25 protein-coding genes and 1 riboswitch are annotated in these 25,590 nt (G+C 49.3%); of the genes, 17 read left to right on the plus strand and 8 right to left on the minus strand.

The genetic code is table 11. From position 1 onward, the window contains the following. Window positions 1–410 precede the first annotated feature (410 nt). Window positions 411–1,679, minus strand: coding sequence for an adenosylmethionine--8-amino-7-oxononanoate transaminase (bioA, locus tag ACL9RG_RS16655; RefSeq protein ID WP_422793750.1), 1,269 nt, complete (start codon window positions 1,677–1,679; stop codon window positions 411–413). A gap of 310 nt (window positions 1,680–1,989) precedes the next feature. Between bioA and bioB the strand changes: the two genes are divergently transcribed. From bioB to bioD, 4 genes are read left to right on the plus strand one after another with little or no spacing between them, the layout of a single operon-like run. After that, window positions 1,990–3,027, plus strand: coding sequence for a biotin synthase BioB (gene bioB, locus ACL9RG_RS16660; protein ID WP_422793751.1), 1,038 nt, complete (start codon window positions 1,990–1,992; stop codon window positions 3,025–3,027). Between the two features lie 8 nt (window positions 3,028–3,035). After that, window positions 3,036–4,199, plus strand: a complete 1,164-nt coding sequence (gene bioF / locus ACL9RG_RS16665; RefSeq protein WP_422793752.1) for an 8-amino-7-oxononanoate synthase — start codon at window positions 3,036–3,038, stop codon at window positions 4,197–4,199. Then, the gene (gene bioC / locus ACL9RG_RS16670) at window positions 4,171–4,947 is read left to right on the plus strand and encodes a malonyl-ACP O-methyltransferase BioC (RefSeq protein WP_422793753.1); all 777 of its coding nucleotides are present in this window, start codon (window positions 4,171–4,173) and stop codon (window positions 4,945–4,947) included. The genes bioF and bioC overlap by 29 nt, the downstream gene beginning before the upstream one ends. Further along, complete coding sequence (gene bioD, locus ACL9RG_RS16675; protein ID WP_422793754.1) at window positions 4,940–5,662, plus strand: dethiobiotin synthase; 723 nt, start codon at window positions 4,940–4,942, stop codon at window positions 5,660–5,662. Before bioC ends, bioD begins: the two co-directional genes overlap by 8 nt. Window positions 5,663–5,703: 41 nt before the next feature. Here the strand turns inward: bioD and ACL9RG_RS16680 are convergent, their stop codons facing one another. After that, window positions 5,704–6,414 carry an ABC transporter ATP-binding protein gene (locus ACL9RG_RS16680; protein WP_422793832.1) on the minus strand — a complete coding sequence of 237 codons (711 nt, stop codon included), beginning with the start codon at window positions 6,412–6,414 and terminating at the stop codon, window positions 5,704–5,706. Between the two features lie 1,119 nt (window positions 6,415–7,533). Between ACL9RG_RS16680 and uvrB the strand changes: the two genes are divergently transcribed. Further along, window positions 7,534–9,540, plus strand: a complete 2,007-nt coding sequence (gene uvrB / locus ACL9RG_RS16685; protein WP_422793755.1) for an excinuclease ABC subunit UvrB — start codon at window positions 7,534–7,536, stop codon at window positions 9,538–9,540. Window positions 9,541–9,642: 102 nt separating this feature from the next. Here the strand turns inward: uvrB and sugE are convergent, their stop codons facing one another. Beyond that, window positions 9,643–9,963: a quaternary ammonium compound efflux SMR transporter SugE gene (sugE, locus tag ACL9RG_RS16690; protein ID WP_422793756.1), complete on the minus strand. Its 321-nt coding sequence runs from the start codon at window positions 9,961–9,963 to the stop codon at window positions 9,643–9,645. Between the two features lie 219 nt (window positions 9,964–10,182). Between sugE and ACL9RG_RS16695 the strand changes: the two genes are divergently transcribed. After that, entirely contained in the window at window positions 10,183–10,569 is a 387-nt protein-coding gene (locus ACL9RG_RS16695) for a VF530 family DNA-binding protein (protein WP_422793757.1), read from the plus strand. 5 nt (window positions 10,570–10,574) lie between these two features. Here the strand turns inward: ACL9RG_RS16695 and yvcK are convergent, their stop codons facing one another. After that, window positions 10,575–11,483, minus strand: a complete 909-nt coding sequence (gene yvcK / locus ACL9RG_RS16700) for a uridine diphosphate-N-acetylglucosamine-binding protein YvcK (protein ID WP_422793758.1) — start codon at window positions 11,481–11,483, stop codon at window positions 10,575–10,577. A 271-nt stretch (window positions 11,484–11,754) separates the two neighbouring features. Next, window positions 11,755–11,902, plus strand: a riboswitch (molybdenum cofactor riboswitch). On the opposite strand from yvcK, the gene moaA reads away from it, so the two are divergent. From moaA to ACL9RG_RS16730, 6 genes are all read left to right on the plus strand, one after another. Beyond that, window positions 11,893–12,879: a GTP 3',8-cyclase MoaA gene (gene moaA, locus ACL9RG_RS16705; protein WP_422793759.1), complete on the plus strand. Its 987-nt coding sequence runs from the start codon at window positions 11,893–11,895 to the stop codon at window positions 12,877–12,879. (Overlaps the previous riboswitch by 10 nt.) A 43-nt stretch (window positions 12,880–12,922) precedes the next feature. After that, a complete protein-coding gene (moaB, locus tag ACL9RG_RS16710; protein ID WP_422793760.1) occupies window positions 12,923–13,471 on the plus strand; it encodes a molybdenum cofactor biosynthesis protein B in 549 nt (182 codons plus the stop codon). A 6-nt stretch (window positions 13,472–13,477) separates the two neighbouring features. Next, window positions 13,478–13,954 carry a cyclic pyranopterin monophosphate synthase MoaC gene (moaC, locus tag ACL9RG_RS16715; RefSeq protein ID WP_422793761.1) on the plus strand — a complete coding sequence of 159 codons (477 nt, stop codon included), beginning with the start codon at window positions 13,478–13,480 and terminating at the stop codon, window positions 13,952–13,954. Then, complete coding sequence (moaD, locus tag ACL9RG_RS16720) at window positions 13,954–14,199, plus strand: molybdopterin synthase sulfur carrier subunit (RefSeq protein ID WP_422793762.1); 246 nt, start codon at window positions 13,954–13,956, stop codon at window positions 14,197–14,199. Before moaC ends, moaD begins: the two co-directional genes overlap by 1 nt. 3 nt (window positions 14,200–14,202) lie before the next feature. Further along, window positions 14,203–14,658, plus strand: coding sequence for a molybdopterin synthase catalytic subunit MoaE (moaE, locus tag ACL9RG_RS16725; protein ID WP_422793763.1), 456 nt, complete (start codon window positions 14,203–14,205; stop codon window positions 14,656–14,658). A gap of 137 nt (window positions 14,659–14,795) precedes the next feature. Then, window positions 14,796–15,506, plus strand: coding sequence for a Bax inhibitor-1/YccA family protein (locus ACL9RG_RS16730; protein WP_422793764.1), 711 nt, complete (start codon window positions 14,796–14,798; stop codon window positions 15,504–15,506). A gap of 77 nt (window positions 15,507–15,583) precedes the next feature. Here the strand turns inward: ACL9RG_RS16730 and ACL9RG_RS16735 are convergent, their stop codons facing one another. Next, window positions 15,584–16,789 (minus strand): multidrug efflux MFS transporter, encoded by a 1,206-nt coding sequence (locus tag ACL9RG_RS16735; RefSeq protein WP_422793765.1) that lies wholly within the window; start codon window positions 16,787–16,789, stop codon window positions 15,584–15,586. Between the two features lie 396 nt (window positions 16,790–17,185). Here ACL9RG_RS16735 and rhlE point away from each other — a divergent pair, with 396 nt between their 5' ends. Next, the gene (gene rhlE, locus ACL9RG_RS16740) at window positions 17,186–18,631 is read left to right on the plus strand and encodes an ATP-dependent RNA helicase RhlE (protein ID WP_422793766.1); all 1,446 of its coding nucleotides are present in this window, start codon (window positions 17,186–17,188) and stop codon (window positions 18,629–18,631) included. A gap of 71 nt (window positions 18,632–18,702) precedes the next feature. On the opposite strand, the gene ACL9RG_RS16745 is transcribed toward rhlE, so the two are convergent. Then, window positions 18,703–19,353, minus strand: coding sequence for a helix-turn-helix transcriptional regulator (locus tag ACL9RG_RS16745; RefSeq protein WP_422793767.1), 651 nt, complete (start codon window positions 19,351–19,353; stop codon window positions 18,703–18,705). A 126-nt stretch (window positions 19,354–19,479) separates the two neighbouring features. Here ACL9RG_RS16745 and ACL9RG_RS16750 point away from each other — a divergent pair, with 126 nt between their 5' ends. The 3 genes from ACL9RG_RS16750 (at window position 19,480) to ACL9RG_RS16760 (ending at window position 22,395) form a co-directional block, all read left to right on the plus strand. Continuing rightward, window positions 19,480–20,916, plus strand: a complete 1,437-nt coding sequence (locus ACL9RG_RS16750; protein ID WP_422793768.1) for an MFS transporter — start codon at window positions 19,480–19,482, stop codon at window positions 20,914–20,916. Between the two features lie 67 nt (window positions 20,917–20,983). Continuing rightward, a complete protein-coding gene (dusC, locus tag ACL9RG_RS16755) occupies window positions 20,984–21,913 on the plus strand; it encodes a tRNA dihydrouridine(16) synthase DusC (protein ID WP_422793769.1) in 930 nt (309 codons plus the stop codon). Window positions 21,914–21,966: 53 nt separating this feature from the next. After that, a complete protein-coding gene (locus ACL9RG_RS16760) occupies window positions 21,967–22,395 on the plus strand; it encodes a VOC family protein (RefSeq protein ID WP_422793770.1) in 429 nt (142 codons plus the stop codon). 221 nt (window positions 22,396–22,616) lie between these two features. Here ACL9RG_RS16760 and ACL9RG_RS16765 read toward each other — a convergent pair whose 3' ends face one another. Further along, window positions 22,617–22,931, minus strand: a complete 315-nt coding sequence (locus tag ACL9RG_RS16765) for a hypothetical protein (RefSeq protein ID WP_422793771.1) — start codon at window positions 22,929–22,931, stop codon at window positions 22,617–22,619. 4 nt (window positions 22,932–22,935) lie between these two features. Next, entirely contained in the window at window positions 22,936–23,778 is an 843-nt protein-coding gene (locus tag ACL9RG_RS16770) for an RNase A-like domain-containing protein (protein ID WP_422793772.1), read from the minus strand. 644 nt (window positions 23,779–24,422) lie between these two features. On the opposite strand from ACL9RG_RS16770, the gene pbpG reads away from it, so the two are divergent. Further along, complete coding sequence (gene pbpG / locus ACL9RG_RS16775; protein ID WP_422793773.1) at window positions 24,423–25,364, plus strand: D-alanyl-D-alanine endopeptidase; 942 nt, start codon at window positions 24,423–24,425, stop codon at window positions 25,362–25,364. The last annotated feature ends 226 nt before the right edge of the window (window positions 25,365–25,590 follow it).

The following is a 25,590-nucleotide window of genomic DNA, read 5'->3' on the forward strand; positions in this document are numbered from 1 at the left end:
AATTGCCACCTATTTGCATTTTTAAGTTTCTTGGGGGTATGTATTGTTTTTGAAATACTGCTAATGTTGCGTTTATTTTACATGGATAGCATGACTAAAAATGAGGTCTGCTATCAATAATCTTTAAATTAAGAGTTTAGCCTGATTTTTTATTTGATATTGAGTGATGCGCCCGGCGTTTTTATTCCATGAGGTATTCATCTTGAATACCTCATGGATGTGCAATAATATTTGTATACCCGTTATACTTGAAGTTGCTTCTGTGTTGGCTGCGCTCACTTACCCGAATCACTTACCCGCGTAAGCTCATCGGGATGCGTTCCCTTGCCGCCTTGAGGCAACTTCAATTATTTTGGGTATATATTATCAGTTGAATAGCAATTTTGATGACATGTTGTTCTTAATCATCATCAATTCAAGGCGCGACTAATTGCCCCCGTCAACTGGCTAAGTTGGTCAGCGCTAATAATATACGGCGGCATCAGATAGATTAATTTTCCAAACGGCCTGATCCACACGCCTTGTTCAACGAAATGCTTTTGTAAGGTTGCCATGTTGACCGGTTGGCGCATTTCCACCACGCCAATTGCCCCTAATACTCGTACATCAGCAACCGCGGGATGACTTTTTAACGCCATGAGCTCGTCGCGTAACTGGGCTTCTATCGCTGCCACTTGTCCTTGCCAGCGATTTTCGGCCAGTAAACTCAGGCTAGCGCTGGCAACGGCACACGCCAGTGGGTTGCCCATAAAGGTTGGGCCGTGCATAAAGCAACCCGCTTCACCGTCACTGATGGTATTGGCAACGTGACGCGTGGTTAGCGTGGCGGATAACGTCATATAACCACCGGTGAGCGCTTTCCCAAGACACATAATATCCGGGCTAATTTGGGCGTGGTCACAAGCAAAGAGTTTACCCGTGCGGCCGAAGCCGGTAGCAATTTCATCGGCAATTAATAACACGCCATATTCATCGCACAGTGCCCGTACACGTTGCAGGTAGGTCGGATGATAGATACGCATTCCGCCCGCACCTTGCACAATCGGTTCTAAAACCACCGCGGCAATATCGCGGTGATGCTGTTGCAACATCTCGGCGAAAGGAGTGATATCTGTCTCGTCCCAATTATCGCCGAAACGACTTTGCGGAGCAGGGGCGAACAGATGTTCAGGTAAATAACCTTGATACAAACTGTGCATGGAGTTTTGTGGGTCGCAGACTGCCATCGCACCAAAGGTATCGCCGTGATAGCCATTGCGCAGGGTCAGCAGTCGTTGACGTTTTTCGCCTTTCGCTTGCCAATATTGCATCGCCATTTTTAGGGCGACTTCGACCGCCACCGAGCCAGAATCTGCCAGAAAAGCACATTCCAAACCCGCTGGCGTCATCTCGACCAATTGGCGCGCAAGCGCAATGGCCGAAGGATGTGTTATGCCGCCGAACATGACATGCGACATCTTACCTATCTGGCTAATAGCGGCCTGATTAAGCTGCGGATGATTATAGCCGTGGATCGCTGCCCACCAGGATGACATGCCATCAACCAATTTGCGGCCATCGGCCAGAACCAGCTCAACACCTTGCGCTGATTCAACTGGATAGCAAGGCAATGGATGGGTCATAGATGTGTAAGGGTGCCAGATATGGCGCTGGTCAAACTCAAGGTCGGCGGGGGTCATTAACAGGTCCTGCGGAGAAACTCTCCGTAAACTAAAAAATTAATTTTAAGTTGACCGTAAACTAAAATGCAATAAAAATGGTTTACAGTGCGTATTTACCACGCCATGCCGCGTCGTCTTCTTATCAACTAAAAAGGCGCGGTAAAAATATTGGTCAACACAGATTGCTGACAAAGCCGATGGGTAGAGTTCGCCGTTGGGGCCGTAGCGGCTTGCCCGCTGGAGCGCCCTGGGCGTACTAAATCCGAGTATCTATATACAAGGCGGCTTTGTCACCAAACTTAACCCTCGTTATTTTGGAGATGTCGCGATGACAACCCGCACCCACTGGACGCTTGAGCAAACCCAGGCTTTATTCGATAAACCTTTCCTTGAACTGATGTTTGCCGCACAACAAATTCATCGCGAGCATTTTGACCCGCGTCAGGTGCAGGTCAGCACGCTGCTGTCGATCAAAACCGGTGCCTGCCCGGAAGACTGCAAATACTGCCCACAGAGTGCACGCTATAAAACGGGCTTAGAATCTGAACGCTTGATGGAAGTAGAACAAGTATTGGAATCGGCTAGACAAGCGCGGGCTGCAGGATCAACACGTTTTTGTATGGGCGCGGCATGGAAGAACCCTCACGATCGCGATATGCCATATCTTGAGCAGATGGTGCAAGGCGTGAAGTCGCTGGGTATGGAAACGTGCATGACGCTCGGTACGCTAAACTCTTCACAGGCCCAACGTTTGGCGGGCGCTGGTTTGGATTTCTATAACCACAACCTTGATACCTCGCCAGAATTTTACGGTAGCATCATTACAACACGCAGCTATCAAGAGCGTCTGGACACGCTGCAGGAAGTGCGTGGTGCGGGCATTAAAGTCTGTTCCGGCGGCATTGTTGGTCTGGGCGAAACGGTAAAAGATCGCGCCGGATTGCTGATGCAATTAGCCAACTTGCCGGTGCCACCGGAAAGCGTGCCTATCAATATGTTGGTGAAAGTGAAAGGCACGCCATTGGCCGATAATGATGATGTCGATCCTTTTGATTTCATCCGTACCATTGCGGTAGCACGTATCATGATGCCGAGTTCTTATGTGCGTCTGTCAGCAGGGCGTGAGCAGATGAGCGAACAAACTCAGGCAATGTGCTTTATGGCCGGTGCGAATTCTATTTTCTACGGCTGTAAATTGCTGACTACGCCGAATCCTGCTGAAGATAAAGATTTGATCTTGTTCGGTAAACTGGGCTTGAATCCGCAACAGTTTGAAACTGAGCTCGGCGATAACCAACAGCAAGCTGCGCTGGCGGAGCAGTTACTCCACGCTGATACCGACGCATTTTATAATGCTGCGGTCTAGGCCTTAGTATGAGTTGGCAAACCCGTATCCACGAGGCGCTGGAGCTGCGCCACCAAGCCGCTGCTTTTCGCGTGCGCGAGGTTAACGAAGGCGGTAGTACTCGCTGGTTAACCCAAGGGCAGCGCCGCTACCTTAACTTCTCAAGCAATGACTATCTGGGCTTGAGCCAGGATCCACGTTTGATTAGGGCGTGGCAGAGCGGCGCACAGCGTTATGGCGTTGGTACGGGCGGGTCAGGACATGTCACCGGTTACAACAGAGAACATCAAACCTTTGAGCAGCTGTTGGCGGAATGGCAAGGGTATCCGCGCGCCTTATTGTTTATCTCTGGCTTTGCGGCAAATCAGGCTATTTTGACGGCGATGTTGCAGGGCGGTGATCGGGTGCTGGCTGATAAACTCAGCCACGCCTCGCTGCTGGAAGCGGCGGCACAATCTCCGGCAATCTTGCGGCGTTTTACTCACAATCAGCCAGATGCATTAGCCAAAATGTTGGCGCGATCCTTTAGTGGCGAAACCTTAGCGGTCACTGAAGGTGTTTTCAGCATGGATGGTGATGGCGCACCGTTGACAGAATTACATCAACTTACTCAGGCTAATAATGCCTGGCTGTTGGTTGATGATGCGCACGGCGTGGGAGTGGTTGGCGAGCAAGGGCGTGGCAGTTGCTGGGCACAAGGTATCAAACCTGAATTACTGGTGCTGACTTTTGGCAAAGCCTTTGGATGTAGCGGGGCAGCGGTACTTTGTGATGATGCAACGGCCGACTATCTGTTGCAATTTGCCCGTCATTTAATCTACAGCACCTCAATGCCTGCGGCACAGGTTTGTACATTACAAGCGGCGTTGCGATGCATTCAGCAAGGCGATGCTCTGCGTGATAAACTGGCTGCCAATATTGCCCGTTTCCGCACCGGTGCTGCGCAGCTCTCTTTTGGGTTAAGCGCATCTTCTAGTGCCATCCAACCGCTGATCGTCGGTGAAAATCAACCCACATTGGCGTTGGCACAGCACCTGAGATCACAGGGATTATGGGTAACCGCTATTCGGCCGCCGACGGTTCCCAAAGGTAGTGCTCGACTACGTATCACCCTGACCGCCGCGCATCAGCCGGAAGATATCGATTTATTGCTGGAGTCCCTTAATGGGTGCAGTTACAGAATTAGTGAATAAACAAGCGGTGGCTAACGCTTTTAGCCGCGCCGCCAAAAGTTATGAGAACGCCGCCCAATTACAACGCGAAAGTGGCGAAGCCTTACTGGCGTTAGCCGCTGAGTTTGCCGCAGGCCCTGCCAAACAGGTATTAGATGCCGGATGTGGCACCGGTTACTTCAGTCGTCGCTGGCGTGAGTTAGGGCACCACGTGACCGCATTGGATTTATCGAACGGCATGCTGGAAGCCGCACGGCTGCAAGATTCCGCTGACCATTATCAGTACGGTGATATTGAATATTTGCCATTGGAAGATAATTCAGTCGATATCAGCTTCAGTAACCTGGCAGTACAGTGGTGCAACGCGTTGCCGCGTGCGCTGCAAGAATTGGAACGTGTCACGCGCCCTGGTGGCGTGGTGCTGTTTTCCACACTGGCTACTGGCTCGCTAAATGAGTTGTCCAAGGCGTGGATGAAAGTCGACGGGCGCCCGCACGTTAACCCTTTCCTGACTCCAGACAAAGTGGCTGAAGCCTGTGCGCCTTATCACCATCATGTGCAGTTTACTCAGCGTACCATGCTCTTTCCTGATGTGATGTCGTTGATGCATTCACTCAAAGGCATTGGTGCAACCCATCTTAAAGGCGGGCGGCTCGGTGGATTAGGTGGCCGTCAGCGTATCAACTTGCTCGATAAACACTACGTGCGCCAACAGAACATGTTGCCGCTTAGCTACCATTTAGTTTATGGCGTGATCTATTGTGAATAAGACTTCTGTTGCCGATTTAGTCACCCCAAAGCGTTGGTTTATTACCGGTACTGACACAGAAGTGGGAAAAACCGTGGCGACCAGCGCCTTTTTGCAAGCTGCCGCGTTAGCGGGATATTCAACCGCGGGCTATAAACCTGTGGCATCAGGCAGTGAGATGACCGCCGAAGGGCCCCGTAATAGCGATGCGCTGGCGTTGCAAGCGAACAGCACGCAGGTACTGAGTTACCAGCAGGTGAATCCCTATACTTTCCTTGAACCGACTTCGCCACATATCGTCAGTCAGCTTGAAGAGCGTCCTATTGCGTTACCACAGTTGTCACAGGGATTGCGTGAGTTAGAACCTTTGGCCGATTGGGTCGTAGTAGAAGGCGCGGGCGGTTGGTTTACGCCGCTCAATGAAAATGAGAGTTTTGCTGATTGGGTTATTAGCGAGCAATTGCCGGTGATTTTAGTGGTAGGCATGCGCCTGGGCTGTATTAACCATGCGCTGCTCACCGCGCAGGCGGTGTCTCAAGCCGGTTTGACGCTGGCCGGATGGATTGCCAATGACGTACAGCCAACCGGTACGCATCACCAGGCTTATCTTGAAACGCTAAAACGCCTGATACACGCCCCAATGCTGGGTGAGATCCCTTATTTGTCAGCAGGCGTGCCAACGGGGGATTTTGCAGATTTAGGGCAGTATTTGGACCTTGCCGTGTTGCAAAGTTAAAATATGCCCTTGCCCGATTGTCTCTCCAATATCTGGCTCATCTATACGCTTAAATAGGTTTTCACCAAGTTATCGTCTAGTTGCGCCAAGGTACCTTGCGCCACGTTGCGACCGCGATCCAATAGCCAAAAGCGGTCGGCAACGGTACGGATAAACGGCAGTTTGTGGCCGACTAACAGCAGTGTCAGACCAAGATCGCGGTTCAACCGGTGGATAATATTGCCCATATTCGCCTCCATTGCCGGGCTGGTGTGTTCGGTAGGCTCATCAAGGATCAACAGCTCGGGTTCTTGCACTAGCGCACGGCCTATCGCCAACTGTTGCTGCTGGCTTTCATCTAATTCCCCCGCTTTACGTGCCCCCATCTCCTTCAATGCCGGGAATAAGTCATAAATGGGGGAGGGAACACGACGTGTCTTGTTACGTCCAGCCATCATGGCAATCTGCAAGTTTTCATCGACGCTCATCTGCGAGAAAATCTGCCTGCCTTGTGGTACGTAACCAATGCCCATCTGCGCGCGGGTTTCTACTGGCAAACTTATCAAGTCTTGTGGTTCATCATTGGCCGACTGCCATATCATGCTGCCACTTTTTATCGGCAAATGACCCATAATGCAGTTGATTAGCGTGGTTTTTCCCACGCCGTTGCGCCCAATTAAGCAATTACACTGACCGCGGACCAACTCTAAATCAATATCCCACAGCGTATGATTCTGACCGTAATATTGGTTCACTGCTTTGACGCTTAGCATGATGACACCTCGTACACGCTTAACTTCATCCATGGCACCACCTGGCACCGTTTTATTCGTTCCATACTGTCTATCGACAGCATAAAACCCCACGAGCAATGATCGGTTAGAACAGCATCAATTGACGATAAATAGAGCTTATGTAGCAAATTATGATGAAAAGTGACCTTTTATGGCTTTAAAACAGCTTCACTGCCGACAAAATGGATCGTTAGCACCACTTTTTAGTGACAGTGTTAATATCTGGCAAATTGGATAAAGGTTCTCAGTATAGATTGTGCAAGTCTCGGGCCAAGTTTTCGGAAGAATTTCCTAAAGTGATGTTTTTAAGGGGAAACTGGCTGTATCTGGCAGTGCTCGAAAGGAAAAACTCGCCAGTCTTCATCATTGCTGATAGCAATGTTAATAGGGTGCACACTGCTAGTGCTGAGGTTTACAGATCGTGGTGCAAGTTTTATGGTGTTGCGGTTTTTTTATGCAGTGCGTAGAGCTTATTTAGTATTTTGCAAGTGCTTAAGCATTGCTTATCTAGTCTTAATCAGAATATATAAAGAAATAAAAGTGTAAAAAAATAACTAAAAAACCGATCTGAATGGGCGATAAATGCGAAATGCTGTTTTTTGCTAACTGGCGCTACAGGCGGGGTGCTGTGAGTTATCCACTATTCCTGTGGATAACCATGTGTATGAGTGTCATAAAAGTTGCTACAAGCGAGTCTGGACGCGGGTTGCGCTTAGTTTGTCCGCATTCTCGGCTTTTTAAACAATTCATTAATTATCAATGATTTATTTAAAATCAAGCCTCGTAAAACATTCACATCTCAATTGTGTAAATTTTCGTCAGTCTGATGTCAGTAAAAAAATACCGGTTAAAATCTGGGGATAAATGCGCCGCGTTGGGTAAAAAAGCCGTGCGTTGTATAACTAAAAAAGTGCAGCATAAACAAAGCAAGGGCAGAGATACGATAAACAGCGCTTGAAGCTGGTTTTATATCCAGTATCATACAGCCGTTATCTATTCAGGATAGTCGGCGGTGTCGTCAAATTTGACAACCTTCGGGAGTATTCCATACTAATCCTCCTCACCGGTCTTAAGCATTTCTTCATCAGGTAGCCCGTCATGAGTAAAGTATTCAAATTGCATTCCGCATTTAAACCTTCAGGCGATCAGCCGGAGGCTATCCGGCTTTTGGAAGAAGGGCTCGAGAACGGTCTGGCGCACCAAACTTTGCTGGGTGTAACGGGATCGGGGAAAACCTTTACTGTCGCGAATGTGATTGCCGATCTGAATCGCCCGACAATGGTGCTGGCGCCAAATAAAACCCTGGCAGCACAGCTCTATGGTGAGATGAAAGAGTTCTTCCCGGAAAACGCCGTTGAATATTTTGTTTCTTACTACGATTACTATCAGCCTGAAGCCTATGTCCCGAGCTCTGATACGTTTATCGAGAAAGATGCGGCGGTCAACGAACATATTGAACAAATGCGTTTATCCGCGACCAAAGCCCTGTTAGAGCGACGTGATGTTATTGTCGTGGCGTCGGTATCGGCTATCTACGGCTTGGGCGACCCAGAACTGTATTTGAAGATGATGCTGCATTTGACTAAGGGCATGATTATCGACCAGCGCGCTATCTTGCGTCGTTTGGCGGAACTGCAATATTCACGCAACGATCAGGCTTTCCAGCGCAGTACTTTCCGCGTTCGGGGGGAAGTGATCGATGTTTTCCCAGCCGAGTCGGATGATTTGGCATTGCGGATTGAGCTTTTTGATCAAGAAGTTGAACGGTTGTCGCTATTTGACCCGCTGACCGGTCATGTTGAACATGAAGTGCCGCGTTTCACTATTTATCCCAAGACGCACTATGTGACACCGCGCGAACGCATCGTTCAGGCGATGGAAGAGATTAAAGTCGAGCTGGTTGAGCGCCGTAAAGTTCTGCTGGACAACAATAAATTGCTCGAAGAGCAGCGCATCAGTCAGCGTACCCAGTTTGATCTCGAAATGATGAACGAGCTGGGTTACTGCTCGGGCATTGAAAACTACTCACGCTATCTTTCAGGACGCGGGCCAGGTGAGCCACCGCCGACGTTGTTTGACTATCTGCCGGCTGACGGTTTGCTGATTGTCGACGAATCTCACGTCACTATTCCGCAAATTGGTGGGATGTATAAAGGTGACCGTTCGCGTAAAGAAACGCTGGTGGAATATGGTTTCCGTCTGCCCTCTGCTTTGGATAACCGCCCAATGCGCTTCGAAGAATTTGAAGCCTTGGCCCCGCAAAGTATTTATGTTTCGGCAACGCCGGGCAAATATGAGCTGGAAAAATCCGGTGATGACGTTATCGATCAGGTGGTGCGGCCAACTGGCTTGCTTGATCCATTGATCGAAGTACGCCCGGTTGCTACTCAGGTTGACGATCTGCTCTCGGAGATCCGTAAACGTGTTGAAATCAACGAACGTGTCTTGGTGACAACGCTGACTAAACGCATGGCCGAAGACCTTACCGAATATCTTGAAGAGCATGGAGAGAAGGTGCGCTATCTGCACTCCGACATTGATACCGTTGAGCGCATGGAAATCATTCGTGACCTGCGTCTGGGCGAGTTTGACGTGCTGGTGGGTATCAACTTATTGCGTGAAGGGTTGGACATGCCTGAGGTGTCTCTGGTGGCGATCCTTGATGCGGACAAAGAAGGGTTCTTGCGTTCTGAACGCTCTTTGATCCAGACCATCGGTCGTGCGGCACGTAATCTCAACGGTAAAGCGATTCTCTACGGCGACAAAATTACCCAGTCCATGGCAAAAGCCATTGATGAAACCGAGCGCCGTCGTGCCAAGCAGGAAGCCTATAACCTAGAAAATGGCATTACGCCGCAAGGGTTAAATAAAAAGGTCACGGATATTCTGCAACTTGGTCAGCCTAAGACCAAAAAGAATAAAGATAAACGAGATGCCGAAGCTTCAGCAACGATTCAGGCGCTGTCTCCTAAGGCGTTGGATCAGAAAATTCGCGAGCTGGAGAGCAAAATGTACGCTCATGCGCAGAATCTTGAATTTGAAGACGCCGCCCGCACCCGCGACGAACTGCAATCACTGCGCGCGCAATTTATTGCTATGTCGTGATGCAGAGCCTGGAGAGCGAATTGATAAAACAGTAACGGCGCTATTTTAGTCGCGCCGTTGCCTTTTAGAAGATTGAGTTCGGAAGGGGCAAATAAAATATCGTTAACTCTTGGTCGCGACTTTCAGCAATATTACGCCTGAAATAATCAGTACAACCGCCAGGACGCGTAGGAAGTTCATGCTTTCGCCAAACATAGTCACGCCGAGAATAAATGCGCCGACGGCACCAATTCCAACCCAAACAGTATAAGACGTGCCTAAGGGCAAGGTTTTCATCGACACTGCCAATAGCGCGAAGCTTAGCAGCATGAAAACAATGGTAATAATGCTGGGGAATAAGCGACTAAACCCGTGAGACTCCTTCATTGCCGTTGCCCAGACAACTTCAAATATTCCGGCTAACACTAAATATACCCAAGCCATATTTTTACCTTAAATGCTTCTTAGGGTCGTCCCTTATAGTGATGTGGCTGTTTTACCTGGTCGTCCAGACAGCAGTTTTAAAATAATATCATGAAGGTGAACTGGCTTCATCCCGAATGACCGATGGTGCAGAGATAGCAATGGCAGAGTCAATAAAAGTCCTTGTACCGTCGGGCAAAGCTGATTAAGGTGTGCGACTGCAAAATTCAGGATATGACGATGACTACGACTACGATACCCCCCGCTAAACCTTTATCTAAAGATCCGCTGCACGGCGTAACGTTGGAGAGTTTACTGACCACGTTGGTTGATAACTTTGGTTGGTCGGCGTTGGCCTCGCAGGTCAATATCAACTGCTTTAAGAGCGACCCTAGTATCAAGTCTAGCCTGAAATTCTTGCGTCGCACTCCTTGGGCGCGCAAAGAGGTTGAAACGCTGTATCTGGATTTTGTGGAAGGGCATTTGCGTCCGGATATGACCCGTAGCAAGCGCCGCACGCCATTGTCTGAGGTGAAACCCAGCAAGCCGAAAGTCAGCCAGGCTACGCCTGCGGCAGACAGTCCGTGGCACAATCACCCGTTGACCAAAAAGCCGCAGCAAGACTGAATCGTTTAGCACATTTGCTGTAAGGCTTCTTCCAGCGCTTTACGCAGTAGCGCTCTGTCGTGACGATAGGGGATATCAGAGGCTTCCAGCGGTGATTGAATAATCAGCCTGTCGCTCGCATCGCCAATTTGTACTCTTGGCCCAACAATGGCTGCATCGATAGCCCGACGACCTATCTGCTGTTCAATCATATCTAGTTTATCTCGCAAAGTGAGTGAGGCGGCCGCTGGGCTGAGTTCTTTGCCCAAATTGCCGATATAAACCAGATGGGCGCGGCTACGACGTAGAGCGATACTGAGATCTTTCATTAATAGCAGTGGCATCAGGCTAGTGAAGAAGCTGCCTGGTCCAATTAAAATAAGATCTGCTTCCTCAATCGCCTCTAGTGCTTCTCTTGTCGCTTCAACCTGAGGTTCCAGCATCAGCTGGCGTGGGATTTGCGGTAATTGATCTATCTGCACTTCACCGTGGATCAGATTACCGTGCTCATCGATAGCGGCCAGATCTACCGGATGTTCTGACATCGGGATTAACATCGCTTCGACTTTTAGCAGGCTGCGGACCAAATTGATCGCTTCAAGAGGACGTACGCTAAGATGGTCCAATGCCCTGAGCATCAGGTTGCCTAAATTATGGCCAGAAAGTTCACCTGTCCCGTTAAAACGATACTCAAACATCGCTGAAGCCACGCTTGGCTCGGTAATCAACTGATTGAGGCAATTGCGCATATCACCCCACGCTATGCCACCTTCTGAGCGGCGAATTCTTCCCGTTGATCCGCCATTATCAGTGGTCGTGACTACGCCGGTAAGGCGCGAGCCTAAAGACGAGAGCGATGACATTACCCGACCTAATCCGTGTCCACCGCCGAGTGCAACAACTCTGTCGAGATCGGCCAGGGTACGATTGCGCATAATTATCCTTTTGAAGTGCTATTGCCGGGGGGCATCATTGATTTTGCGAAGAGTTTACCTAATTTATTGTGGACTTGTTATCTCAACCTAAAGGTAAATTTTTTCTAAAAGCCTGCTGATTTAATGCACTTTTTTATTATTTGTGCGTAAAGATGAGAATGAAAAAATCGTTATATATCAAAATGCATAACGAAAATCCTCCTTGGTATTCCCCTTTTTGCGGCGTTAGAATGGCGCTAATAACCGTGATTATTGTCGATTTGTTATTCGGACAGTGGTCGAACTCCTAGCCCTGATACCTAAGTTGTCGTGGTTGTTTACGTCAATAAGGTGTCTTGGCCGTGGCTTTATGCCACCAGGGTGCTTGGTAGAAATGCCAGCATCTCCCGTATTTGGAAAGGTGTTAAAGGTGCAGCAACTTACCGACGCATTTGCGCGCAAGTTCTATTACTTGCGCCTATCGATTACTGACGTGTGCAATTTTCGTTGCACCTATTGTCTGCCTGACGGCTATAAACCGCAGGGACACAATAATAAAAGTTTCCTTTCGCTCGACGAAATCCGCCGTGTGAGCCGCGCTTTTGCCGCGTTAGGCACTGAGAAAGTGCGCCTGACCGGCGGGGAACCCTCTCTGCGCCGTGACTTTTGCGACATTATTGCCGCGGTGCGTGAAAACCCTGAAATCCGCCAACTTGCGGTGACCACCAATGGTTATCGAATGGCGCGCGATGTGGCGAGCTGGCGTGATGCAGGGCTGACAGCCATCAATGTCAGCGTTGATAGTCTTGATGCTCGCCAATTTCATGCCATTACCGGACAGGATAAATTCCGTGAAGTCATGAACGGCATTGATGCGGCATTTGACGCTGGTTTTAGCAAAGTAAAAGTTAATGCCGTGCTGATGCGCGACGTTAACCATTCCAGTCTGCAAACCTTCCTCGATTGGATCAAATCCCGGCCGATTCAACTACGCTTTATCGAATTAATGGAAACCGGGGACGGCGGTGAGCTATTCCGTAAACACCATGTTTCTGGTGAGGTGATCCGCCAGCAGTTGGTGCAACAAGGCTGGCAGCTACAGCAGAGAGGGCGCAGCGACGGACCGGCTCAGGTATTCACCCATCCAGATTATCTGGGCGAAATCGGCCTGATCATGCCTTATGAAAAAAACTTCTGTGCCAGCTGCAACCGCCTGCGGGTATCGGCGCTGGGCAACCTGCATTTATGCCTGTTTGGCGAGCAGGGTATCCCGCTGCGTGAGCTTCTTGCTGATGATCAACAGCAGGATGCGTTGATCGCCCGAATTCAAGGCGGTTTGACCTACAAAAAACAGACGCATTTCTTGCATCAAGGCAATACCGGCATCACACAGAATCTCTCTTTTATCGGCGGGTAATCACGACCTGCCGGATACATTATTTGGTTGTGAGGAGCAATGGATGAGCAAAGCCAGTAAGGAATTTAAGCCGCTGTCATTGGCTATTTTAACGGTATCTGATAGCCGTACTGAACAGGATGATTCGTCGGGTGACTACCTACGAGATGCGGCTTTGGAAGCAGGCCATCATGTTGTAGAGCGTCAAATCATCCGCGATAACCTGTACAACATCAGAGCGGTGGTATCGCAGTGGGTAGCCAGCGAGCAAATTCAGGCAATATTGATCAACGGCGGGACAGGATTTACTACGGGCGATAATACGCCGCAGGCCATTAAGCCGCTGTTTGACCGCGAAATTGAAGGGTTTGGCGAACTATTCCGCATGGTTTCTTTTGAGGATATCGGCACCTCGACAATTCAGTCGCGTGCGCTAGCGGGACTTGCTAATCAAACGGTTATTTTTGCTATGCCCGGCTCGACTCGCGCCTGCACTACCGCATGGGAACATATCATTGCCTCACAGCTCGATGCCCGTACCGGCCCTTGTAATTTTATACCTCATGTAAAACAGATACCTCATGTAAAACCGGTCCTTCACATCAAAAAATAAGCTACTATGCCAACCTTTACTCATATTAACGCCTCAGGCGATGCACATATGGTCGATGTATCGGCCAAAGCCGAAACGGTACGCGAAGCGCGGGCAGAAGCTTTTATCAGTATGCACGCCGACACGTTGCAAATGATTGTGCAAGGCAATCATCATAAAGGGGATGTATTTGCCACCGCGCGCATTGCGGGGATTCAGGCCGCTAAGAAAACCTGGGATCTGATCCCACTGTGTCACCCTTTATTATTGACCAAAGTCGAAGTGCAACTGCATGCCGAGCCGGAAAATAACCGGGTTCGTATCGAAACTTGTTGCAGGCTAAGCGGTAAAACTGGCGTGGAGATGGAAGCGTTGACAGCCGCTTCGGTTGCCGCGTTGACCATTTATGACATGTGCAAAGCGGTACAGAAAGACATGGTGATCGGGCCTGTACGTTTGTTAGAGAAAAGCGGCGGCAAGTCCGGCGACTTTAAGGTGGCGTGATGATTAATGTTCTGTTTTTTGCTCAGGTACGCGAATGGGTCGGGACTGACAGCCTGCAAGTGACCGAGACATTCTCTCACGTAGAAGCCCTGCGCGAATCGCTTTGTCTGCGGGGCGAACGTTGGGCGCTGGCGCTTGAACCTGACAAGCTGCTGGTAGCGGTTAACCAAACGCTGGTGGACTTCTCTCATCAGATTCAGGACGGGGATGAAGTTGCTTTCTTCCCGCCGGTCACCGGGGGATAAAAGATGCAAGATACGCGAATTGTGGTCGATAGCGCGGCGTTTAGCGTCGGTGATGAATACCAATGGTTAGCGCAATCTGACGCTGATGGTGCGGTCGTCACGTTTACCGGTAAAGTCCGTAATCATAATTTGGGTGATAATGTCAGCGCGTTGACGCTGGAGCACTATCCAGGAATGACCGAAAAAGCGTTGGCTGAGATTGTTATCGAAGCTCGTCAGCGCTGGATTTTGCACCGGGTGGCGGTTTATCACCGCGTTGGCGCATTGTATCCCGGCGAAGAGATTGTATTCGTCGGGGTGAGCAGTGCGCATCGCGGTACGGCGTTTGCTGCCTGCGAATTTATTATGGATTACCTGAAAACTCGCGCGCCATTCTGGAAGCGTGAAGCGACAGAGCAGGGTGAACGCTGGGTCGATGCGCGGATCTCCGATCAAGAAGCGGCGCGGCGCTGGGATTAATGTTTGGGTATAATTGGACCTAAACCAGTCAGTTGTCTAGGTTTTCTCCGCGCGCAATAAGGCTATTTTGTGATAGTCTTAGTCACAGGTTGGCTGAATTTTCAGCTTTGTTTCTTGCCATGTAAGAGGTAATTGTCATGGATCGGTATCCACGCTCTAATGGTTCGATTGTTGAACGTGCAAACAGCGGCATTCAGGCTTATATGGCCCAAGTTTATGGTTGGATGACCTGCGGCTTGCTGCTGACGGCTTTTGTCGCCTGGTATGCTTCGCAATCACCAGCCATCATGAATTTTATTTTCTCTAGTCAAATCACTTTCTTTGGTTTGGTTATTTTGCAGTTGGGACTGGTATTTGTTATTTCCGGCATGGTTAATCGCCTGAGTGGCACCGTGTCTACTGCATTATTCATGTTGTACTCCGCGCTGACCGGGTTGACTATGGCCAGCATCTTCATTCTTTACACGCAATCATCTATCGCTGGTACCTTTGTCGTGGCTGCGGGTATGTTCGGTGCAATGAGCCTGTACGGTTACACCACCAAACGTGATTTGAGCGGCATGGGTAGCATGCTGTTTATGGCGTTAATTGGTATTGTGCTGGCATCGGTCGTCAACATCTGGCTGAAAAGCACGGCACTGATGTGGGCAGTCACTTATATCGGTGTGGTGGTCTTTGTTGGTTTGACTGCGTATGACACCCAAAAGCTGAAAAATATGGGTGAGCAGCTTTCACCTGATGATAAAGATAACTTCCGCAAATACTCCATCGTTGGGGCGTTGACGCTGTATCTTGATTTCATCAACTTGTTCTTGATGCTACTGCGTATTTTCGGTAACCGCCGTTAAGCCAGAGCATGAATGCAGATGAAAAAAGGGAGCCATTGCTCCCTTTTTTATTGCCTTCAGAATATTAACCGCAAACGCTACGGCGTCTTTTTGCCCCTATCCGGAATGCGGCGGAAGCTCCACCAGACTTGGGCGGCGTTGAGCAACACCATCAGCGCAGTAACGAGAAATACCCACCGGAAGCCCATCATTGCTGATACACCAGAACCAATCAGCGGGCCTACTACGTTACCCATATACATAAACGATTGGTTATAACCGAAGATTCTGCCGGTGACCTTCTCGCTGCAATATTTTACCAATAGCGCTTGTACCGCTGGCATTAACGCGCCGTCACCAAAGCCGAGTAAGAAGCGTAATATACCTAGCTGCACAGGCGTATGAATGGTCGCCATCAAGCAGAACAATACAAAGCAGAATACCAGTGCGGCGATCAGCACGCGATTGGCGCCAATTCTATCTCCTAACTTGCCGAGTCGCGGCGCGGAAAGTAGAGCTGAAATACCCGGTACGGCGGCAATCACGCCGCTGACAAAGGCTAGGTTATTCGTGTTTTCGGACAGGTTGCGAATATACAGCGTCAGAATAGGACTGATAGAGCCGTTAGCCAGCTGAATCATCATCGTGGTGACAAACAGGCTTAACGTCAGCATGGGATAAGGCAGAGTTGAGAATACCGCTTTACCACTTAGGCGGTTAGCCTTGGTAACGGGGATAACGCGTTCTTTTACCAGGAATGTGGAAATCAGGAAACTGATAAACAGCAGGCCACCAGTGACGAAAAACACCATTCGCAGGCCAATGTGGTCGGCCATAAACCCGCCGATCAGTGGGCCAAGGATCACGCCACAAACCTGCCCGGTAGAGAGCGTACCCAGCGCCCAGCCGCTTTTATCTCGCGGTACTTGAGAGGCAATTAACGCCATGGCATTGGGGATATAGCCGGAGGTTAACCCCATTAGCGTCCGCAGGATAAACAGCTGCCAGACGTTCGTCGCAAAGCCTTGCAATACCATCACGATTGCCATACCGAGCGCCGCGCGCATCAACATTAGCTTGCGGCCTTTGCGGTCAGCGAGACTGCCCCACAAAGGCGCAACGATGGCAGAAACCAGAAACGTGCCGCTAAAGATTAACCCAGACCATAAGCTCAGCGCCTGATGATCGCGTACGCCAAGTTGTTCGACATATAAGGGGAGAAAGGGCAGGATTTCGCTCATTGCCAGGCCGGTAAAAAAACAGCCAAGCCAAGCGGCGATTAAATTAAGTTTCCACGTTTCCATAATGCGACGGCATTACCTTAGAGATGAAATAGTTATCATTTACTAGCATAGCAATTTTCAGGCGAGGATGGCTGACAAAAAATGGGAACGCCAGTGGAAACCCATTTTTAAGCAGACTCCTATTCTATGAACGGCTAATGGCGATAGAAAATCCTGCCATAAAAAGTTTTTAGCGAAGAATTTTCTTAAAAAGATCGAGAATCACACTTGGTTTATTCCTAAAGAGGATATTAATGCTCACTGCGTGCGGCGAACTCTGTTAGAATGTTTTCAACTGGCGCACTGCAGTTTGTGCCGAATCCTCGTGGTAATGCCTCATTTGCCTCGTCTGATCATCCACTCTTGAAACTGCACCTGACTTCGTCTGGGTTAGAGTGGATTGGAGCTTTTCTCTATATGTCTTTTGATTCCCTCGGCTTAAGTGCCGATATCCTGCGTGCTGTCGAAGAGCAGGGCTATCGTGATCCGACCCCAATTCAGCAACAAGCTATACCTGTTGTTTTGCAACGTCGCGATCTGATGGCTAGCGCCCAAACCGGCACCGGTAAAACGGCCGGCTTTACTTTGCCTCTTCTGCAATTGCTGAGCACTACTCCAGCCCCAGCCAAAGGACGTCGCCCGGTTCGTGCACTGATCCTGACGCCGACGCGTGAATTGGCAGCCCAGATTGGCGAAAACGTCACCGCGTACAGCAAATACTTAAGCTTGCGCTCTTTGGTGGTGTTTGGTGGTGTGAGCATTAACCCACAGATGATGAAGCTGCGTGGCGGCGTCGATATTCTGGTGGCTACACCGGGACGTTTGTTGGATTTGGAGCACCAGAACGCGGTTGATTTATCAAAAATTGAAATTCTGGTTCTCGATGAAGCTGACCGCATGCTGGATATGGGGTTCATCCATGATATCCGTCGCGTGTTGGCTAAATTGCCTGCCAAACGTCAAAACCTGCTGTTCTCTGCAACTTTCTCCGATGATATTAAAAATCTGGCGAACAAGTTGCTGACCAACCCTGCATCGGTAGAAGTTGCGCGTCGTAACACTGCGTCTTCTCAGATTGAGCAGAGCGTGCATTTCGTTGATAAAAAACGTAAAAGAGAATTACTGTCGCAGATGATCGGTACCGGTAACTGGCAGCAAGTGCTGGTGTTTACCCGTACTAAGCACGGTGCTAACCATTTGGCCGAACTGCTTAACAAAGACGGTATTACCGCGGCGGCAATCCACGGCAATAAAAGCCAAGGTGCGCGTACTCGTGCGCTGGCAGATTTTAAAGACGGTGGCATTCGCGTGCTGGTAGCAACGGATATCGCTGCTCGTGGTCTGGATATCGACCAACTGCCGCACGTAGTGAACTATGAATTGCCAAACGTACCGGAAGATTACGTCCACCGTATCGGCCGTACCGGCCGTGCGGAATCGACGGGTGAAGCTATCTCTTTAGTTTGTGTGGATGAACACAAATTACTGCGTGACATCGAACGTTTGCTTAAGCGTGAAATCCCACGCATTGCTTTGCCAGGCTATGACCCAGACCCAACTATCAAAGCCGAGCCTATCGTTAACGGTCGTCAAGGCAGCGGTGGTCGTGGTGCACCTCGTCAAGGCGGCGGCGGCCAACGTTCTGGCGCGCCGCGTCAGGGTGGCAACGGTTCTGGTGCACCGCGTCAGGGCGGTAATGGTGCCGGTGCAGCGCGTCAAGGTGGTAACGGACAGCGCAGCGGCGCAAACGGCTCCGGTGAGAATCGTGGTAATGGGGAAAATCGCCCATCACGTCCTCGCTCCAGTGCTGTGCACGCAGGCCAACGCCGTTCAGCGGGCAACCGTAAACCTTCTGGTGAGTAATTAGCAGCCGTTGGGTATGAATAAACCGCCTTTTGGGGCGGTTTTTTTTTCGCCGAAATTCCGGGCGTGATTTACAGCCATATCCGGTAAGCACAGCGGCGGGCACCCTGTAAGATATGCTCAGTGCGTTCTACATTGGCTTCCAGCGTTTGGCTAAAGACGTCTCGCTCCGCGCGACAAAATCCTTGGCAGGTGGTGGCTGCGGCGCAGATTGGGCAATGATTTTCGACCAGCAGATAGCTATTGTCATCCTGCTTTTCCCATTCGGCCATGTAGCCTTCACGAGTGCGTATTGCCGTCAGGCGCTGCAAGCGCTCCTCTAGCGACTGCGCGCCTTGCATTGCTTGCAAATAGCTTTCTCGTGTTTCACTTTCTCGGGCTGTAATCAACTGATCTAGCGCTTGCTCGCCCAGAGAGCTACGGATCATTCTCAGCAGCTGCACGGTTAAATCGGCATGGCTATCAGGAAAGCGTGCGTGGCCTTGTGGTGTAAGCTGCCAATATTGCACCGGACGGCCAACGCCGTGCGTGACGGATTGCGCCTCAACCAGTCCTTCTTTGGCTAACTTAACAAACTGTTGCCGAGCGGCTTCCCCGGTAGTACCTAAGATTTTTCCCGCATCGCTGGCTTGTAAAGCACCGCGCGTTTTCAACAGCATCAGCAAGCGTTCTGCCACGCTTTGTTTACTGGTTTCTTTATTTTCCAAGTGATCGCTTGACATATTACCTGCTCACATCCTAGATTACTGGGGAATTGCATTATTCCAAGTTTTTTCTTGTTTTAATGTAAAGCAATCGGGTCATCATCTCAACCCGATTTTTCGCGTTCATTACTAGGGACATCGGATATGTCAGAACATCAACACAGCGGCTGGCGAGATTTGTTCAACGCTGAAAACCGCGGTAACGCCATCACGTTAAGCAGCGGCGTTGTGCTATCTGCCACTAACAGCTATATCGTGATCACCATCTTGCCTTCGGTAGTCGAAGAGATCGGCGGGATGGCGTGGTATGCCTGGAACACCACGCTTTATGTGGTTAGCGCCATTATGGGGGCGGCGTTCTCCGCTCGGGTGATGCGTAAGCTCGGGCCAAGAAACGCTTATCTCACCGCGACCGGCATCTTTATGCTCGGTGCATTAATTTGTGCTCTGGCACCGGCGATGCAAGTGTTGTTACTCGGGCGCACGGTTCAAGGGATGGGCGGCGGGCTGCTAACGGCGCTCTCTTACGCGATGATTAATCTGGTGTTTAGTGAACGGCTGTGGCCGCGAGCGATGGCGCTAATCTCGGCGATGTGGGGCATCGCTACGCTGGTGGGACCGGCGGTCGGCGGTATTTTTGCTGAACTTCATGCCTGGCGTTATGCCTTTGGTTTATTGGTACCGGTGACGCTGCTGTTTGCATTATTGATATGGAAAAGCCTGCCTGCCCAGAAGGAGAAATCAGCCAACTCAGACAAATTGCCCATCCCTCAGTTGGTGTTATTGGCCGGATCGGTGCTGGTCGTCTCCGCTAGCAGCTTGTCACCGAGCGGTTGGGTCAATCTGGTCGGTTTTATCGTGACGCTGATGATGGTTGTCATGCTGCGTAAGCTGGAATTGACCTCACACATGCGCTTGTTACCGAAAAACTCTCTAACCCTTGCCTCGCCGCTATGTTGGCTTTATCTGACGATGGCATTGATGATGATTGGTATGGAATGTGAAATCTACATCCCGTATTTCTTGCAGCATTTACATGGTCAAACGCCGCTAATCGCCGGTTATATAACAGCGGCGGCGGCTGGCGGTTGGACAATAAGTGAAATATGGAGTTCTGGCTGGGTTGGCGAGCGCGCGCGTAAGGCTATTATTTGGGGGCCGGTGGTGATGGTTATCAGTCTGATTTTCCTGCTTATCTTTATGCCAGTTCCTTTTAGCCTTCATGCTCTGAACCTTAGCGGTATTGTCATTGGCCTGACATTGCTTGGTTTTGCTACCGGCTTAGGCTGGCCACATTTGTTGACCCGAGTATTACAGCGCGCTGAACCGGCCGATAAAGATATCGCAGGGGCGTCGATCACCGTAGTGCAATCTTTCGCCGTGGCGATGGGCGCGGCGCTGGCCGGTACCATTGCTAACCTCGGTGGCGTTAACTTGCCGGACAATCAAGGTACCAGCAATGCGGCATTCTGGTTATTACTGCTGCTGATTGTTGCGCCAGCCGTTGCGATGTTTACCGCGTTGCGGGCAACGCGCAAACCTGCATTAGTGCCAAGTGAAGAGGCGTTGGTCTGTAAATAATAACGCCGTTGCTATCGCACGCCGTTCCCCCGTATTATTGCCCGTCATTTTTATAGGGTGAACGGCAATGCGTGTATTACTGGCTCCGATGGAAGGTGTGCTCGACTCGTTGGTTAGAGAACTGCTTTCTGAGGTAAACGATTATGATCTTTGCATCACGGAATTTGTGCGCGTGGTGGACCAACTGCTACCGGCAAAATCCTTCTATCGTTTGTGCCCGGAATTGCATCACGCCAGCCGCACGCCATCAGGGACGTTAGTGCGTGTACAGCTCTTGGGACAGTATCCCGAATGGCTGGCTGAAAATGCGGCCCGTGCGGTAGAGCTGGGTTCTTATGGGGTGGACTTGAACTGTGGTTGTCCTTCTAAGCTGGTCAACGGCAGCGGTGGTGGTGCCACCTTACTCAAAGATCCCGAGTTGATTTATCGCGGTGCCAAAGCGATGCGCGAGGCGGTGCCAGCCGATCTTCCCGTCACCGTCAAAGTGCGGCTTGGCTGGGATTCCGGCGACCGGCAATTTGAGATAGCCGATGCGGTACAGCAGGCTGGTGCGACCGAAATTGCGGTGCATGGCCGCACCAAAGAGGACGGTTATAAAGCCGAGCGTATTAACTGGCAGGCTATCGGCGAGATCCGCCAACGGCTGAATATTCCGGTGATCGCCAATGGTGAAATCTGGGATTACCAAAGCGCGCAGGAATGTATGCAGATAACCGGCTGTGATGCGGTGATGTTAGGGCGTGGCGCGCTAAATATCCCCAACCTCAGTAGGGTGGTGAAATATAACGAACCGCGCATGCCGTGGCCAGATGTACTTAAACTGCTGCAAAAATACAGTCATCTGGAAAAGCAGGGCGATACCGGCTTGTACCACGTGGCGCGGATTAAACAGTGGCTAGGTTATTTACGTAAAGAGTACGACGACGCCACTGAGCTATTTAGCCAAATTCGCGCGTTGAAAACCTCCAAAGAGATTGCTGAAGTGATCAATCGCTGACGCTTTTATCCCGGTTTTCTTCGCCTGCCTGGCACCCTTAAAAGGAGAAAATCGTGGATAAAAAAGACGTTGGGCTGACACATATCGCCTTTGTAGTAAAAGACCTGGAAAGCAGCATCGCTTTCTATAAAACTTACGCCGATATGCAGGTAATCCATCATCGTGGTTTATCAGAGGAGGGGGAGTTGCAGGCTGTCGCGTGGTTGTGTGATATGACCCGCAATTTCGCTATCGTGCTAGTGCAATCAAGCACCTTGAACGATACGCCGCTCGGCCCTTTTGGCCATCTCGGCATCGCGTGCCCGTCGAAAGAGGCGATGGATGCTAAACTCCAACAAGCCCGTGACGCAGGCGTCCTGTTAAGAGAACCGGTTGATTCTGGCCCACCGGTTGGCTACTGGGCTTATTTACGCGATCCTGATGGTAATACCTTAGAGCTTTCTTATGGGCAGGAGATGGCTTATTTGATCGAGAGTAGTTAAGGGGTAATGTTATCCCTTTTGTGCTTGAGGTCATCAGAAAGCCAAGATAGACATTCGACAGGGGATGGACGTAAGAATGAAACATCCCCAATTTCGCCATACAAGCCCCTATCCAATTCCGTTATAAGAACTGTGCCAGAGTCAACAATCTCTGAGTAACTTTCGCTGTAACCATCAGCGTCTAGAAGTGTTGTTAAAAATAATTTTTAGATAAATGATTGTTACGGAGTAGCACTAGTTCTTTTTCGTTTCAGATAGACGGAAAGCCAGCGCAGAAATTCGATTAGCGAGGGGGGGAAAGCAGAAACATCACCAACTTCCGGGTAATTCAGTGCTTGAAAAGCAGGGATTGCCGATTCATTGTCTGGGTGTCTTTTTATGAACTCATCAATTTCTTCTATAAGTTTATTACTTATTCCATCAATTATAATTGATGAATCAACGATTTCTTGATAATTATTTCCATATTCATCAGAATCCATTCCGAAGAATACAAGAAAATACATACGAAGGTTATTGTAATTATTAGCTGGCATACTCTTAACCTGAAATTGGGTAGGATGTGACGATATAGTAAGGTTTACCATTGTAGCTTTTTTTACTTAAAATAACCCTCACTCTATAGGCTTTTTGGGCTTTTTCTGCATTCTCGCTGATTATAATCCCTATATGAGAAGTGAAAGATTGTTCTACTTCTAAGTAAGATGTCTCACCGTCACTGCTAGTATTTTTTGCCCAACGCCTGATTTTCCATCTATTATTTTTTATTGCTTGGCTGACTGCTTTTTCTGCTATGTCTAGAGAAGTAAAGGAACTTGCTGATTTACCTGCGGTAAAAGTTCCAGACTGTTTACCTCTAGCTACTTTATCTAACAGTTCTTGCTCGGACATACCAATATGTTTTTTAATTGTATGTCCACCGCCTCTTATCCCTTTTATCGCTTCATGCCTTATCAATTTAACTTGCCCCATTTTTACTGAGGCAACTTTTGCCGCACCCGCAACAGTGAAGGGGATAGCGATATCAACGGCAATACCAATGTTTTTTGCCGTATCATCATCAGCGCCGAGTTCACTGGCGATCCCTGATGCGGCACGAGCAGTCATTGATGTAGTGTTGCGGCCAGTATAAATTTGATAAGCAGAGGCGCTAAGACTATCAATACTGTAAACGCCAACAATGACACATCCTGTTTTAGTGATACCGGTAGGCTCAGGTACCATACAAAGTGCGCTTGCGCCTGCCAGTTCCAATACACCACCAAGAAAACCTACGCCGCCCCAAATACGATTCGTGAAAGTTTGTCCTTCAGTCACCGTCTCATCTGACATCACAGCAGCAAGCTGTACTGGAAACATCACAATTTTAATACCGTTATCCATAACTTTTCCTTTTTAATAAAAACTCCATTGAATAAATACAATATGCTCAAGCTGATAAATAGCAGGGTATGTTGCGATAATTTAATTCTACTGAGCGTGATTTAAATCATCATTGGGGTGATGTTTTCGGTTTTTTTAGTTCTGTTGTTTTGTTTTTTTAATACATTAATAATAACGTACATAAAAATAGGCCATCGCTATATTTTATTATTGATTATGGTTGTTACGTTTAGTTGTTAATTATTACTCCTATGAATAATCTACTATTCTTAACGATCTTATCTCGGCAAATAATCAGTGGCATATGTTGTTCTGATTGGATAGATGACCGATGTTTTCTCATCGTTTGCCGTCGATGGCCAACAAATCAGCACGGCTGGAGATGTGTTAGCCAAAGGTGGCCTGTTTTTTGTGTGCAATATTTTTTATTTACACTCAGTATTAGTGTGGGATTCGGCAATAAGTTGATTAACTAATATGCAAGTAGTCACTAACTCGTAAAGCCTTGTCAACAAAGGAAGTGTGGAGATAAAATTTGTCACAAATCGCTATGCAAATACGGATGCGTTGAGTAAATTGCTCCCTTATAATCCGCCAGCAATATTCATGTTCCTATTAATGACAACCCATTTAAATACAGAGCAATGCACGTGAAAATCCGTATCTTGGCCCTAAGTTTGTTAGCCTTAAATGCAGGCATGATGATGACAACTGCCGCTTATGCCAGCAGCAAAAATCATCCGGTTGTCGCTCCTATTGTTCAAATTGCTTCCGGCAGCGCCATGGTGGTTGATCTTAAAACCCACGAAGTGATTTATTCTCGAGATCCCGATCAGGTCAGGCCGATTGCCTCCCTGAGTAAATTGATGACGGCTATCGTGACGTTAGATGCAAAATTGCCGATGGATCAAGTGATCCCGGTCGATATTCATCAAACCAAAGAGATGCGCGGCGTCTTCTCCCGCGTTAAAGTCGGCAGCGAAATCAGCCGTCGTCAAATGTTGCAACTGGCGTTGATGTCTTCAGAAAACCGCGCCGCTGCGAGTTTAGCAGCGAGTTATCCTGGTGGTTACGCGGCGTTTATCCGGGCGATGAATGCCAAAGCCAAAGCGCTGGGTATGACGCACACTCATTATGTAGAACCAACTGGATTATCAATCCATAACGTATCTACCGCGCGTGATTTGACTAAGTTGCTGATGGCTTCCCGACTTTATCCGATGTTAAGTGAACTCAGCACTACGCAGGAGAAAACGGCGGTATTTACCCATCCTAATTATTCATTGCCGTTCCGCAATACTAACCATCTGATTATGAATCCGAGCTGGAGCATTCAACTCACTAAAACTGGCTACACCGATAAAGCAGGCCACTGTCTGGCAATGCGCACTACCATTAACGGTCGCCCGGTCACTTTCGTCAGCTTGGATGCTTTCGGAAAATACACTGCCTTTGCTGATGCCAGCCGTTTAAGAACCTGGATGGAAACCGGTAAAAATGTCGCTGTTCCGCAAGTGGCGAAAAACTACCGTAAAGTTAAAGATCAACGCCACGGTAAAACCCACGTAGAAGAAGCCGAAGACTAATCCCTTCCTCTTCTTCGTTTGCCCATCAGTTGACCTTAAAAGCGCATCTTGTCGGCCAAGTGAACAACATTGGTCAGGGGAAATCCACCATGGACGGTGGATTTAGGCAGAGCCGGGCAGGGAGGCCCGTCTCTGCCGACCCGTCAGGCCAAGGTGGTGAACGCGGGCAGTCGCGCAGCGACCCGACAAGCTAAGCGCAGGCGTTGGGTGCAGGGGCTTTCGCCGA

The organism is Rouxiella sp. Mn2063 (assembly GCF_049319665.1).
Classification (GTDB): Bacteria; Pseudomonadota; Gammaproteobacteria; order Enterobacterales; family Enterobacteriaceae; genus JBMOUD01.

Coding starts and splice junctions, on each gene's coding strand:
- bioA (WP_422793750.1), bottom strand. CDS start 1,679: ATGACCCCCGCCGACCTTGAGTTTGACCAGCGCCATATCTGGCACCCT.
- bioB (WP_422793751.1), top strand. CDS start 1,990: ATGACAACCCGCACCCACTGGACGCTTGAGCAAACCCAGGCTTTATTC.
- bioF (WP_422793752.1), top strand. CDS start 3,036: ATGAGTTGGCAAACCCGTATCCACGAGGCGCTGGAGCTGCGCCACCAA.
- bioC (WP_422793753.1), top strand. CDS start 4,171: ATGGGTGCAGTTACAGAATTAGTGAATAAACAAGCGGTGGCTAACGCT.
- ACL9RG_RS16680 (WP_422793832.1), bottom strand. CDS start 6,414: ATGCTAAGCGTCAAAGCAGTGAACCAATATTACGGTCAGAATCATACG.
- uvrB (WP_422793755.1), top strand. CDS start 7,534: ATGAGTAAAGTATTCAAATTGCATTCCGCATTTAAACCTTCAGGCGAT.
- sugE (WP_422793756.1), bottom strand. CDS start 9,963: ATGGCTTGGGTATATTTAGTGTTAGCCGGAATATTTGAAGTTGTCTGG.
- ACL9RG_RS16695 (WP_422793757.1), top strand. CDS start 10,183: ATGACTACGACTACGATACCCCCCGCTAAACCTTTATCTAAAGATCCG.
- yvcK (WP_422793758.1), bottom strand. CDS start 11,483: ATGCGCAATCGTACCCTGGCCGATCTCGACAGAGTTGTTGCACTCGGC.
- moaB (WP_422793760.1), top strand. CDS start 12,923: ATGAGCAAAGCCAGTAAGGAATTTAAGCCGCTGTCATTGGCTATTTTA.
- moaC (WP_422793761.1), top strand. CDS start 13,478: ATGCCAACCTTTACTCATATTAACGCCTCAGGCGATGCACATATGGTC.
- moaD (WP_422793762.1), top strand. CDS start 13,954: ATGATTAATGTTCTGTTTTTTGCTCAGGTACGCGAATGGGTCGGGACT.
- moaE (WP_422793763.1), top strand. CDS start 14,203: ATGCAAGATACGCGAATTGTGGTCGATAGCGCGGCGTTTAGCGTCGGT.
- ACL9RG_RS16730 (WP_422793764.1), top strand. CDS start 14,796: ATGGATCGGTATCCACGCTCTAATGGTTCGATTGTTGAACGTGCAAAC.
- ACL9RG_RS16735 (WP_422793765.1), bottom strand. CDS start 16,789: ATGGAAACGTGGAAACTTAATTTAATCGCCGCTTGGCTTGGCTGTTTT.
- rhlE (WP_422793766.1), top strand. CDS start 17,186: ATGTCTTTTGATTCCCTCGGCTTAAGTGCCGATATCCTGCGTGCTGTC.
- ACL9RG_RS16745 (WP_422793767.1), bottom strand. CDS start 19,353: ATGTCAAGCGATCACTTGGAAAATAAAGAAACCAGTAAACAAAGCGTG.
- ACL9RG_RS16750 (WP_422793768.1), top strand. CDS start 19,480: ATGTCAGAACATCAACACAGCGGCTGGCGAGATTTGTTCAACGCTGAA.
- dusC (WP_422793769.1), top strand. CDS start 20,984: ATGCGTGTATTACTGGCTCCGATGGAAGGTGTGCTCGACTCGTTGGTT.
- ACL9RG_RS16765 (WP_422793771.1), bottom strand. CDS start 22,931: ATGCCAGCTAATAATTACAATAACCTTCGTATGTATTTTCTTGTATTC.
- ACL9RG_RS16770 (WP_422793772.1), bottom strand. CDS start 23,778: ATGGATAACGGTATTAAAATTGTGATGTTTCCAGTACAGCTTGCTGCT.
- pbpG (WP_422793773.1), top strand. CDS start 24,423: ATGCACGTGAAAATCCGTATCTTGGCCCTAAGTTTGTTAGCCTTAAAT.